Below are 11,794 nucleotides of genomic sequence, written 5' to 3'. Positions count from 1 at the left end.
GTGACTGCCTCCGCTCCGGTCATCCCCGGGCTGCGCCCTATCCCTGTTCCTTCCGCCCGCCCTTCCTGCTGGCCTTCCTGCCGTTCTTCCCGCTGTCCTTCCCGTGCCGCTCGCGGTTCTTGCCGGCGGCCGACGCCGCATACGGATCTGCCCGGGCGCCCTTGGGCGCTTCCTTCTCCAGATCCTTCTTGGCCTTGGCGAGCTCCTGGCGGGCCGGTTTGCTCATCCGCGGGTACTGCGGGCCGATGTCGATCAGCGTGTGCGCGAGCACGGCGGCCGCGCAGAGCCGCGCCAGCCACTTGCGGTCCGCGGGTACGACGTACCAAGGCGCCCACGAGGTGTTGGTGGCGGAGAGCATCTGGGAGAAGGCCCGCTGGTAGGCGTCCCAGTGCGCGCGTTCGCGTACGTCGGCCGCCGAGAACTTCCAGTTGTGCTCCGGCACGTCGATCCGCTTGAGGAACCTGACCCGTTGCTCCTCTTTCGACAGGTTCAGCATCAGTTTGACGACCTTGACACCGTTCTCGGCGAGGTACCGCTCCCAGGCGTTGATCTCCCGGTAGCGGCGCGCCCACACGTCGCTGTCCTGCGTTGTGCCGGGCAGCCTCTGCCGGTCGAGGTTCTCCGGGTGCACCCGCACCACCAGGACCTCCTCGTAATGCGACCGGTTGAAGATGGCGATCTCGCCGCGCCGGGGCAGCTGACGCGCGTAACGCCACAGGTAGTCGTGGTCGAGCTCTTCGGCGGAGGGCACTTTGAAGTTGGCCACCCGTACGCCCTGCGGGCTCAGCCCGCTCATCACATGGCGGATCGTCCCGTCCTTGCCGCCGGCGTCCAGCGCCTGCAGACACACCAGTACGCCCCAGGTCCGCTCGGCGGCCAGCCGCCGCTGGTACTCGGCCAGCAGCTCGATCCCCACACGCAACAGCTCGACCCCGTTCGTCTTCTCCGCGATGCCCGCCCGGAAACCGGGGTCGAAGTCCTGCTCCAGGTCCACCTCCGTGCCAAAAGGAATCCGTAGCTGTTCGATGAACGCCTCGATGCGTTCCGCTGTCGTGTCGGTCATCCGCGGTCGGCCCTTTCGGTGTGAGCGGGCCTACGAGTACCGGTTGCCCGCCCTGCCCCGCCACGCGCCGCCGGACACGGCGGAGCAGTCTCGTACCGGAGCAGTCAACGAACTTTCGCTTCGCGATCCCGAGGCAGCGCACGGGCTCGGACGTCGGTCCGGACGTCGGTCCGACGGCAGGCCCCGCTGGTGCGAGCCGCATCACCCGCTGCCCGTTCCCGGGTCGTATGTCCGTCAGTGACACGAGCCGCCGAGGTCCGGGGCGACAACTGTAGGACGAGAGTACGGCGGACCACCCGCTTGAGGAACACCGTCCGGCCCTCCTCGCCGTCGGACGACGATCGCCGTTCACGAAGGCCCTGGCCGGGCTCCCCGAGCGGTGGCCAGCCCGGTCAGAAGAGCCGTACGGGCGTCGAGCCCGTCCCACGTTCCGCGCCAGGCCAGCAGGGCGACCGCGGCAGTCGGGAACTTCTCCCGAACCTGCCGGACCCGCCGGCCGACTCCGTCGCCGCCCGCCAGCAGGATCGTGTCCTGCAGGCTCGGATTGTGGCCGATCACCAGTAACGTCGATACGTGGGCGGGCACTTCGTGCACGACGGCCAGGAGTTGTGGCACGGACGGGTGGTACAGCCGCGGCTCGAAGCACACCCGAGGCAGCCCCGCCAGTTCCGCCGCGGCCAGCTCCCACGTCTCCCTCGTACGGTGGGCCGTGGAGCAGAGCACCAGGTCAGGCAGCCAGTCCTCCTTCACCAGCAGGTGTCCCGCGGCCCGCGCGTCCCGGCGGCCACGCCCGGACAGTGGCCGCTCGTGGTCCGCCGTCCCCGGGGGACGGGCGGCTTTGGCGTGGCGCAACAGCAGCAAGCGCCGCAGAGGCGGGATCGTCACACCGGGACACCTCACGTCGAGAGTGCCGAGGTCCAGAGGGGACGCGCCCTGGCATCGGGCCGGTACGCGACAGCGTGGACCGCGGTGGTCAGGAGCGTCCGAGTTCGCAGGTGAAGCACACAGTACTCGGTGCCTGACGCACGTCGATCCCGCCGACGGCACTGCCTCGTGTCTTTCGGACAGCGATCGAGTCGCCGCGCGCCGTGTACTCACCTCCTACGGGGGATGCCGTCCCACCCTGCCCGTTGCTGAATGGCGGGGAACCCCTACAGAGGGAGACCGTATGACGACCGAGACCGGCCCCATACAGCTGTTGACGATCGCGTTCGGCCCGGACACGACGTTCGAGGGGCGGATCGTCGAGGAGCTGGCCGACCTCACGGCCGCCGGCCAGATCCTCGTGCTGGACCTGCTGGTCGTACAGAAGCAGACCGGCGGTGACCTCGTCTCCGTCGGCTACCAGGCGGAAGGCATGGGCGACACGGTCAGCGCGCTGCTCGGGCTGAGCCCCGGCAGCCTGCGGGAAGCGGAAGCCGCATTCCCCTCCCTGGCACCGGGACGCCCCTTCGGCCTCAGCACGGACGACATCCGGGAACTCGCCGACGACCTGGAACCGGGCACCACAGCAGGTTTCCTGCTGCTCGAACACCGATGGGCGAGGAAGCTGCGGCGCGCGGTCCGCGAACAGGGAGGCGTGCCCGTCGCGGAAGGCTTCCTCACCGAAGAGGCCCTCGCCCCCATCGCCGCGGAGCTGCTCGCAACCGCCGCGCGGCTCGAAGACGAGACGGAGGACAAGACATCGGAAGGGGCCGGTCCCCGAAAGAACCCCTCGTGAAAACGTGGGACTTCACGAGGAGCTGAACGCCACCGTCCTTGGCCCGTCCTGACATGGCTCCCGCCGCGCGGCCGCTCCGGTGCCGGCAGCCGACGGGCCCAGGACCGCGACGATGAAGATCCGTACGCCGGTCGCCTGCCTCGACGAGACAAGCCCGCGCACGCTCTTTCGCACCGCACGTCCCGCTCGGGGCACCACCGCCGGTCCGCTCGGCCGCGCCGTTCCGGTGGCACGGTGGCACGGTGGAAGACAGGGCAGAACGAGCGATGGAAAGGAAGGAGAGGACCATGAGCGGTTCCGTCACCCTCGCGTACGACTATCCGCTGTTCGGCGTTTTCTGGACCACGTTCTGGCTCTTCATGTGGATACTGTGGTTCTTCCTGCTCTTCCGCGTCATCGGCGACGTCTTCCGCGATGACCGGCTGAACGGATGGGCCAAGACGGGCTGGATCATCTTTGTGCTCGTGCTGCCTTTCCTCGGTGTCTTCGTCTATGTCCTCGCCCGGGGACGCGGCATGGGCGGACGCGAAGCGAGCAGGGCGCAGGCCCAGCAGGAGGCTTTCGACGCGTACGTACGCCGGACCGCGGCGAAGGACGCGCCCCGCACCACCCAGGCCGACGAGCTGACGAAGTTGTCCCAGCTCAGGGAGCGCGGCGACATCTCGGACGACGAGTTCCAGCGGGCGAAGGGCGAGGTCCTGCACTGACGAAAGCACCCTGCTTCGACGCCTGCCGACAGGCCAGGGCGAGCGACGCCGTTCAGCAGCTACGGTGAACGGCGTCGACGGGACCGCGGGTGTGCGCTGCGCGGGCTGTGCGTCGGCCCTGTTGTCACGGTTGCCGGTCGAAGATCTTCAGCTCACGGGTGATGTCGTTCCCGTCCACCCAGAACGTACCCGTATTGCCGTACCTGTCCCACGCGACGATCTTCGGAGTGTCATACCCCTGCCATGCGTTCAGCGGCCCGCTGTTGGGGATGTGCCATCCGTTGCCGCCGGTGGTGGAGTGCACCCAGGTGAAGCACAGGTAGCGTTCGGGGTTCGACCTGTCGTAGACATCCGCGTAATCCCACCAGTGGTTCCCTTCGGGGAAGTTGACGATCTCCCCGGTGCCGGGCGTGTGCGGCTCGCGGTACCAGACGTAGCCTCCGTAGAAGTTTGCGCGGTGGTTGTCGGGAGTGATGTCCCACGCGAAGAAACCGTCGTAACCGGAATCACTGCAGTGTCCGTGCGCCCGGAAGGTGACGAAGTAGTTGTCTGCGGCCTTCAAGGACAGGTAGTAGTTCCAGGCGCTTGTCGTCACATACTTCGTGTTGCCGCTTTCTTGGGTTGTCGCGCGCGAGTAGTTCCAGTCGATGTCTCCCCGCATGTACGTGACGGCCGCCCGCGGACTGAGTGTGACTTTGCTTTGGAAATCCCCGTCCTGGGAACTCGTGAAGGTATCACCCGAGTCGGTTTGAACCCGGACGCCGATCGACTTCCGGTTCACCCCGGGAGAGCAGTACACGTAGAACGTGACGTGCCGGGTTCCGTCGGATTCAGCCATGGCTTCGGTGCGGGCGCCGGGCCCGTCGGGGATCGCGGTGAACTCGTTCGCGGTGTCCGTATAGGACCACCCGGAGCTGCCCTTCCAGGTGAGCGTCGACTCGTTGACGTAGTCGATGAGCCACAATTTCCCGGCCAGGTACCGGGAGTCGATGTCGATGGAATCACCGTCGTCGTCGGTCGGCTCGACAGTGATCGTCACGCCGATCCTGTTCCATCCGTTCGCGTAGATGTTGCAGTTGTCGTCACCACTCTCCAGTGTCAGCGAGAGCTTCGAGACGCCCGTCCACGATGACATTTCCTGTCTCCTTCGTTCATGTGTCCGTACGCCGCCCATGCGGGGCGCGGCGAACACCGCGCCGCGTCGCGCGATTCACCCGGTTGTTTCCTCGACCGAAATGTGCAGAGCTGCTCGGCCGGAGTTGTCCTGCTGGAAACCCATGCGCTACCAAAGAATTCCGAGCGCGCCCAGCAGATGCTTGTCACCGTGGCAGGGCTCCTGCCACCGGCCGACCCATCTTCCTTCTTGCCGCACCGGCCGCATTGCGACACTGCGCGCCCCCGCGAAGTCGCGGTGTCCCGCATTCCATGCCTGTTCCAGGCAGTCGACTTCGGCACAGTTCCAGTGGAATTGGGATCGGTTTCTGGGAATATCGCCCAGGATATCGGAGTATTCTCTGAGCAGCCTTCTGGTGCCGGTCCATGTCGAGAAGGAGTTGCTGGATCCCCTGAAAATTCTCCCGCCGGGCATCTCCAGTGCCGCAATCATCGCCGGTGTTTCGGCGTGACGAAGAGCGTTGTTGTGGAATCCGACCGCTTCCCGGGCGCTTCTGGTCACCCTGTTCCATTGAGCTCCGGTCGGCTGCCTGTATCGGCCCGAACGCCTGAGGACGGGGCGGTTTCCCGGAAGCGGGTGGGGGTCGAGTCTCTCGAAACTGTCGGCACGTTGCATGAAGTTGGGATTGGCGGCGTCGGCCGGGCCGGTGAAGGTGTACTCCGAGGTGATGAGGTCGGTTGTCCGCGGGGTCTGTTCGGCCAGTCGGGACGACCCTCGTGCGGCGGCGGCACCGATTCCTGCTCCGGCCCCGGCCAGGCCGGTGCCGAGGGAGACCCATCCGAGAACCGAGGATGCCTTGGGGGATGCTTCTTCCAGCGCCCCGCCGGCGATGCTGGTGACGTCGGAGGCGACGCCGAGGCCCGCGACGGCGAGTTCGCCGGCGGTGGCGGCGCTCCAGGCGGCCATGACGCCGCCGGCCGCCGCGATGGAGGCACCGGCGGTGAACACGGCCAGGCCCAGGCCCAGCACACCGATGCCGATGCCCGCCCATGCCATCCAGCTGAGGTGCCCGGTGGGATCGGTCCGGTTGACGGGGTCGCCCGCGCAGTAGGCGTAGGGGTTGATGCCCCCGGCGCCGAAGGGGCTGAGGGTGTCGGGGGTGGTGAACCGCATGAGGGCGGGATGGTAGGCGCGGTAGCCGTTGCCGAGGTGGTACCAGCCGGTGGCCGGGTCGGTCCGCTGGCCGTCGTAGCCCTGGACGCTGTCCGTCTCCTTGGCCGGGCGGTTTCCGTAGGCGGTGTAGGCGTACTCCTGCGGGTTGTGGCCCGTGGTCGACACCAGCACGGTGCCTTTGGCGTCCGTGCCCAGCAGTAGGGTCTCGCCCTGGCCCGCGGTGGTGCGGTGCTGGGCCGCGCACACCGGGCCGAGGAGCAGCAGTCGCGTGTGCTGGTCGCCGTCGGTTACGGCGGCCAGCCGTCCCTGGCGGTAGGTCAGCACGCTGGTGGTGGTGCCGGTGGTCTGGGTCAGCAGCCGGTCCAGCGGGTCGTACCCGTAGCGGGCTGCTGTCCCGGCCGACTGAAGGCGGCCCAGGGGGTCGTAGGTCAGTGCGCGTGCGGCGTCGTCGGTGATCAGGCGCCCGGCGGCGTCGTAGCGCAGGGCGACCGGGGAGGGGAACGAGGGGTGGGTGTGGCGGATGCCGGTCAGCTGGCAGGGGTCGGCCTTGTTCTCGTACAGGTAGGTCGCCGTGTCCGAGAAGGTGGGAAAGGCGCTCTGGCAGCGGGTGACGTTCCCGTAGGCGTCGTAGGTGAACGCCTGCCGGGTGACCGGGTTGCCGCGGTCGTCATGGGGCGGCGAGTCTCCGGTACAGGTGTAGGTGAGGAGTTGGTTGCGGCTGCTGTAGGAGAAGGACTCCTCCCGCAGTACCTTGCCCTGGCGCGTGAGGGACCTGCCGCTTAGGAGGTCGTTCCGCTGCCAGCTCTGTATCAGTGTCCACGTGGTGCCCTGGCTGTCGCTGACCGCGCGTTTGACTTCACGGCCGAAGTCGTCCAGGTCCAGTTCGGTGGTCAGGGTGTGCTGGGACTGCTTGTCCTTGGCCGCCCACCGGGTCAGTCGGCCGACACTGTCGTAGGTCAGCCGCACCTGGGTGGCCGGGTCCTCGACCTCGATGATCCTGCCGGAGGGGTCCCGGCTGACGGTCTCGGTGGCGCCGTCCACCGCGGTGTAGCTCTGCGCCAGGCCGCCCACGGTGTAGCTCCATTGGGCGCGGCGCTCGCCCTGGTGGGCAAGCGCGGTGGCGTCGGTGCGCAGCATGCCTGACGGGTAGTAGTCCAGGGTGGTGGTGACATCGCCTTCGCGGGCGGTGGTCAGGTGACCGGTGACCGGGTCGTGGGTGTACTGCTGGGTGACCGGGCCTGCCTGGACACGGGCCAGGGCATGGTCGAGCTGGGGAATGTACTGGTAGGTGATGGTCTGCTGGTCGGGGGCGGTGACCGAGGAGGGGAAGGGGTCTTCGGGCGCGGCGTAGCGGTGGGTCCAGGTGCGCCCTCCCGAGGTGCTGGTGGCGAGCCTGCCCAGGCCGTCGAAGCTCTGTGTGCCGTAGAGCGTCTGGTTGAGCGCGATGCCCGCGTCCAGTGCGGCCGGGGACGAGGGCGCGTAGGTGCGGGTGATCGTCGTGCCGTCCGGGAGGGTGGTGGTCGTCGGCCGGCCCCGGGGGTCGTAGTCGTAGTGGGTGGTGTTGCCCAGTTCGTCGGTGGTGCTGCGCAGTCGGCCCCAGCCGTCGTACTCCATCGACTGGGTCCCTGCGGGCGCGCCGCGCAGGTCGAAACGTGCCACGCTCACCGGTTCGCGCCGTGTGTCGTAGGTCGTCACCCGGTCAGCTGAAACTGCCCGGTGCCGCGTACGTGGTCGGCTTCCGTCACCGATGACAGGCGTCCCTGCTCGTCGTAGCCGAGCGTCCGGACGGTGTACCAGGTGCCGTCGCCGTCGGTGTCCTTGCGCTCGTACCGGATCGGCCGGCCCATGCCGTCGAGGCTCTGCCGCAGTACGTTGTTGGTCGCGTCCGTGGACGTCACGACGAACGGAGCACTGCCGGCCGTCTCGTACGCAATGGTGTCCGTCGCCTGATACTGGGCGGCCTCGGCGTTCCGGGTGCGGGTCAGCATGCGGCCGAGACCGTCGTAGGTCATGGTCACGGCGTTCTGGTGCGGGTCGGTGGCCGACCACAGGCGTCCGGTGAAGCGCGAGCGCGTCTGCGACCGCGTGAGCGTGAGATGGTCGTGGCTCGTGAGCGTATGCCGCTGGACCAGCGCCTCCTGTTGCACCGAGAAGGCGAAGCCGTGGGTGGCGGCATACTTCGGGCCGCCTGGCCCGCTGGGGTACTCGGTCTCCACCAGGCGGGCCAGGCGGCCCAGTTCCGGTCCCGTGGTGCTGTAGGCGAACGTCTGCTCCCTCAGGAGCCGGCCGTCGGCGTAGTGCTGTTCGAGGGACTTCAGCACCGCGGCGCTCACCCGCGGATCGGCCGTGCCCTGGAGCTGGAGGTACCCGTACGTCTCCTTGTACACGGGCGCATCGAAACCGGTGTGCGCGGGCGTGCGGGTGACCGACTGCAGCAGGCGGCAGAAGCCGTTGGGCTCGCGCGGGCCGTCGGAGCCGCTTCCGCTCGCCGGGTAGTAGGTCCACTCGGTGCGGGTGCCGTCCGGCTCAACCTGGCTCTGGGGGTTGCCCGCCGCGTCGAAGGCGGTCTGGGTGGTCTCGGTGCGCGAGTTCTGCCGGGAGTCGGTCCAGGTGACCGTCCGGCTCTTCGGGAGCTGGAACTGCGCCGGCTGCTGGTCGAACGGCTGGCCGGCCGACGCGTAGTAATCGGTCTGGGTCTTTTGGGAGCACCCGTTCTGCCGTGTTTCCTCGGCCGTCTGCAAGTGATACTGGTTGTAGCTGCGAATGGTTTCCGAGGGTTGGCCGTTACCGGCCCTGGACTCGGTGGAGCCGTACGAATAGCTGGTCAGCACCCCGTACAGACTGTCCTGGTCGGGGTTCCAGGCGGCGCCGGAGTGGCCGCCGAGAAAGTTCTTGTCGGTGTAGCTGTAGTCCACCTCGATCGGCGGCTGCCCGCCGCCCGGTTTCTGGACGTGCCGCGTCACGTAGGGCAATGCCGGAAGGTGGGCAGAGGCCGGGAACTGGTGGCCCGACCCGTCCTGGGGGTAGTAAACCGTCTCGGACATCCCGCCCGGCATGCTGACACCGGTGATCCACGAACCCCACACCCCCTGCCGGCCTATCGGGCTGGAGGTGAAGTTCCACACCAGCGGCGCGTCCGTACCGAGTCCGAAATGATGCACACCGGCCAGCAGGCCGTTTTGGAACCACAGCTCCACGCGGTAGCCCTCGGAGTGCCCGGGCAGCACGTTCAAGGTGGCCTTGCTGCGGGAGTAGTCCACGGTCAGCAGCGTGTCGGTCTCGTCCCTGACCTCCTTGAGACGCGGCAGCGGGCCGTCATGGAAATCCCATGTCAGGCCCAGGGAATGACCCGCGGGCGTCAGCAGCACAGTGGGCACCTTGAGACTGAACCCGCTCCCGGGCCCGGTCAAGACCTCCACATCGCCGGTCTTGTGCACAATGCGGTACGCGTTCTGGTCCTTCGCGACATGGACCGTATCGAGCTTCTTCTGCAGCAGAATGACGCTCGCGCCGGTCTCTTGGACCTTGTACCGCTCACCCGAGGACAAAGACAACAGCCGACTGTTCTTGTCGTAGGTGGTCAGTCCCAGCGAGACACCCTGCCCCAAACCCACGTCGGTACTGTTGAGCGGCGAGTAACTCAAAACCAACGGAAGCGACGGCCCGAGATTACGATTGCCGACAAGATTCCCCAACACGACCTGGACATTGAACAATCCGGTGCGGGGATCCACACCCCCGGAAACCGCGCTCTCGAAATTACCGGCCTGCGTGAAAAACGACGGCGTTGAACTCATACTGAGGTCCCCCCGACAGAAACAGACAGCACAAGAGATCGAACGAGCCGCAGCAGCTCGCGTCCCCGCGCCCCCAGGTGCCGGACCAAGGAACACCGCCTACCACCTCTGGCCCCTGCACGCGACCAGAGCAGATTCCCATCAGGCTGACACTCCGTCACCCCTCGCGTTACAGGAACCCACAGAATGGCCGATTTCCGCGGCCCGGCCACGCGCGCTTCGGTGTGGTCGCGTGACGACCGGTCCGTGACGAACTGCCGCCTCTGCCGAGCCCTCTTGACCTCAAGCACCATGGCCCTGCTGGCCGCCGTCCCGCCCGGCCCTGTCCCGGTACGAACCGGCGGCACACGCCGTCGTACGCTTCGAGCTCCCGCCCCCGCCCCTGCCCGAGTTGCGGAACACCCGCCCCGTCCTCGTCCTGCCCTACGACGAGGGAACGGCCTTCCACGGACCGGCCTTTCGCTCACTCGCCGGGATGCGCAGGGGCGAGCGGGGCAGCGCGGGAGCGCTGGACGCCCGCTTCGCCGGTCTCGCCGACGGCGACCCCACCCGCCCGCTCACCGATGTGCAACTGCACCACCAGGGACACGGGTGTCCACGGTCGGAAGCCTCTACGTCCACGGCCCCGAACACGAGCCTGCGGCCTTGGTGTTCGCTGCGCTCGTGTCCGCCCTCAGCGATGCCCCCGCCCTGCTGTTATGGCCCGGCCCCGGTACACGTCACCTGCTGTCCGCTCTCTTCGCCGAGCCCGACATCCATACCGGCCTCCGCACTAACATCCGCACCGGCCTCGGTACGGACCTCCGCACCGACTTGTGTCACTGCCCCTGCGCACCGCGCGGGTCGGGAGTCGTCCGCCGGGTAGCGGCCCATGTGAGCCACGGGGGCTCGGTCGTCCTGCCGTCGGCGGACACGGGCTGCGCCAGGGAGGACCGCCAGGAGACCGAGGAGCTGATGAGCGCCGCGGTCACCGCCGGAGCCCGCGTGCACGCACTCGGATTCCGGCAACTGCGCACCCCGGCAGCCGAAATCTTCCCGCCACCGGCCCCACCGGCCCTCCCCCGCGCCTGCCGCCACAGGGTCGGCGCGCCGCTCTCCGCGACTGCCCTCCGGGAAGACGCCTGGCAGGCTATTCAGCAAGCCCTCCGCACCCTGGCAGAACCATCCGCGGCGCAGGCTGGGTCGGGCTGGTTCGGGCTCACAGCGTCACGTGGGTGAGGAAGGTGCTGCGGCTGGGGCATGTGGTTCGGGGGAGGTAGAGCGCGTGGAGGGGCGCGTAGACCGGAGGCTCAAGGGTGAGAATGTGCGCTTTGCCGCCCGCGGCGGGGCCCGGCGCCGTGGTGACGAAGGCGATGTGGTGGGTGCCGATGACGGCGGTGACCGGGGGTGTGCCTTGGCGGTCGGTGCGTTCGACGCGGGGTTCGAAGCCGGCCTGACGGCAGTGGTCGATGAGGAGGTCGGTGTAGTCGGAGTGGCCGGGGACTCCCCAGACCAGGAAGGGTTCGTCGGCGAGTTCGGGGAGGGTCACGGTGGTGCGGGTGGCGAGGGGGTGATCGGAAGCGACGGCGATGTGCAGGCGCTGATGGCCCAGGGTGGCGCGGGTCAGGCCGTGCGCCGGTGTGATGGCGCGGCACAGTCCGATGTCGAGGTCGCCCGCGAGGAGCGCGGCGGTCAGCTCGGAGGGATAGCGCTGGTGGGCCTCCGGGACGATGCCGGGGTGCGCGTCGGTCACGGGTGCGAGCAGAGTGACGAGTTCGTCGCCGGTGACGGCGGGGGTATAGCCGATGCGCAGCGTCTCGGTCTCGCCGCGTCCGATGCGCCGGGCGCGGCGCAGGGCGGAACGGGCCATGCCGTTCAGAACGTGGGCATCTTCGAGCAGGGCCGCTCCGGCGGGCAATACGGTGACACCGGCGCTGCCGCGCTCCAGCAGAGGCACACCGACTTCGCGTTCGAGGACCCGGATGGAAGCGGACAGGGCTTGCTGGGACAGGTGCAACCGGGCGGCGGCGCGCGTGAGGCTGCCTTCCTCGGCAACGGCGACCAGGTGTTCGAGCTTGTTCAGGTCCAGTCGCACGTCAATATCCCCGGGCTCGGTAGTGGCGGACGGTGAAGAGGGGTCGACTGCCGAAGGGCGGCACCCTCAGGCTGATGCCCGGTGCTCCCGGCCCATGCCCAGGAAGCCGGTACCGGCCGTGACCCCGCCTGCCGACAGGCGCAGGC

Annotated in this window: 9 protein-coding genes; 2 read left to right on the top strand and 7 right to left on the bottom strand. The window is 68.3% G+C overall.

Going from position 1 to position 11,794, the window contains the following annotated elements; genetic code table 11:
- Positions 1-37: 37 nt before the first annotated feature.
- Together A6A06_RS22155 and A6A06_RS22150 are read right to left on the bottom strand one after the other, a co-directional pair.
- Positions 38-1,063, bottom strand: coding sequence for a PPK2 family polyphosphate kinase (locus A6A06_RS22155; RefSeq protein WP_073762996.1), 1,026 nt, complete (start codon positions 1,061-1,063; stop codon positions 38-40).
- Positions 1,064-1,411: 348 nt separating this feature from the next.
- The gene (locus tag A6A06_RS22150) at positions 1,412-1,948 is read right to left on the bottom strand and encodes a SixA phosphatase family protein (protein WP_073762995.1); all 537 of its coding nucleotides are present in this window, start codon (positions 1,946-1,948) and stop codon (positions 1,412-1,414) included.
- 283 nt (positions 1,949-2,231) lie between these two features.
- Here A6A06_RS22150 and A6A06_RS22145 point away from each other — a divergent pair, with 283 nt between their 5' ends.
- Both A6A06_RS22145 and A6A06_RS22140 read left to right on the top strand, forming a co-directional pair.
- Positions 2,232-2,783 (top strand): DUF1269 domain-containing family protein, encoded by a 552-nt coding sequence (locus tag A6A06_RS22145; protein ID WP_073762994.1) that lies wholly within the window; start codon positions 2,232-2,234, stop codon positions 2,781-2,783.
- A gap of 287 nt (positions 2,784-3,070) precedes the next feature.
- Positions 3,071-3,490: an SHOCT domain-containing protein gene (locus A6A06_RS22140; RefSeq protein ID WP_073762993.1), complete on the top strand. Its 420-nt coding sequence runs from the start codon at positions 3,071-3,073 to the stop codon at positions 3,488-3,490.
- A 124-nt stretch (positions 3,491-3,614) separates the two neighbouring features.
- On the opposite strand, the gene A6A06_RS22135 is transcribed toward A6A06_RS22140, so the two are convergent.
- The 5 genes from A6A06_RS22135 to A6A06_RS22115 all read right to left on the bottom strand — a co-directional run bounded on the left by A6A06_RS22135 (position 3,615) and on the right by A6A06_RS22115 (position 11,648).
- Entirely contained in the window at positions 3,615-4,625 is a 1,011-nt protein-coding gene (locus A6A06_RS22135; RefSeq protein ID WP_073762992.1) for a hypothetical protein, read from the bottom strand.
- 147 nt (positions 4,626-4,772) lie between these two features.
- Positions 4,773-7,442, bottom strand: a complete 2,670-nt coding sequence (locus tag A6A06_RS41915) for an RHS repeat-associated core domain-containing protein (protein WP_199931059.1) — start codon at positions 7,440-7,442, stop codon at positions 4,773-4,775.
- A 26-nt stretch (positions 7,443-7,468) separates the two neighbouring features.
- Positions 7,469-9,574 carry a hypothetical protein gene (locus A6A06_RS22125; protein WP_199931058.1) on the bottom strand — a complete coding sequence of 702 codons (2,106 nt, stop codon included), beginning with the start codon at positions 9,572-9,574 and terminating at the stop codon, positions 7,469-7,471.
- 463 nt (positions 9,575-10,037) lie between these two features.
- The gene (locus A6A06_RS43550) at positions 10,038-10,163 is read right to left on the bottom strand and encodes a hypothetical protein (RefSeq protein WP_274535885.1); all 126 of its coding nucleotides are present in this window, start codon (positions 10,161-10,163) and stop codon (positions 10,038-10,040) included.
- A gap of 609 nt (positions 10,164-10,772) precedes the next feature.
- Positions 10,773-11,648, bottom strand: a complete 876-nt coding sequence (locus A6A06_RS22115; RefSeq protein ID WP_073762988.1) for a LysR family transcriptional regulator — start codon at positions 11,646-11,648, stop codon at positions 10,773-10,775.
- Between the last annotated feature and the right edge of the window lie 146 nt (positions 11,649-11,794).

The sequence above is a fragment of the Streptomyces sp. CB02923 genome (assembly GCF_001905005.1).
GTDB lineage: Bacteria > Actinomycetota > Actinomycetes > Streptomycetales > Streptomycetaceae > Streptomyces.
Note: the sequence above shows the minus strand (reverse complement) of the source record. Positions and strands in the feature narration are given on the sequence as shown.

Bases quoted from the DNA above. Each gene is read 5' to 3' on its own strand.
- A6A06_RS22155 (WP_073762996.1), bottom strand. From the start codon at position 1,063: ATGACCGACACGACAGCGGAACGCATCGAGGCGTTCATCGAACAGCTA.
- A6A06_RS22125 (WP_199931058.1), bottom strand. From the start codon at position 9,574: ATGAGTTCAACGCCGTCGTTTTTCACGCAGGCCGGTAATTTCGAGAGC.
- A6A06_RS22145 (WP_073762994.1), top strand. From the start codon at position 2,232: ATGACGACCGAGACCGGCCCCATACAGCTGTTGACGATCGCGTTCGGC.
- A6A06_RS22135 (WP_073762992.1), bottom strand. From the start codon at position 4,625: ATGTCATCGTGGACGGGCGTCTCGAAGCTCTCGCTGACACTGGAGAGT.
- A6A06_RS22140 (WP_073762993.1), top strand. From the start codon at position 3,071: ATGAGCGGTTCCGTCACCCTCGCGTACGACTATCCGCTGTTCGGCGTT.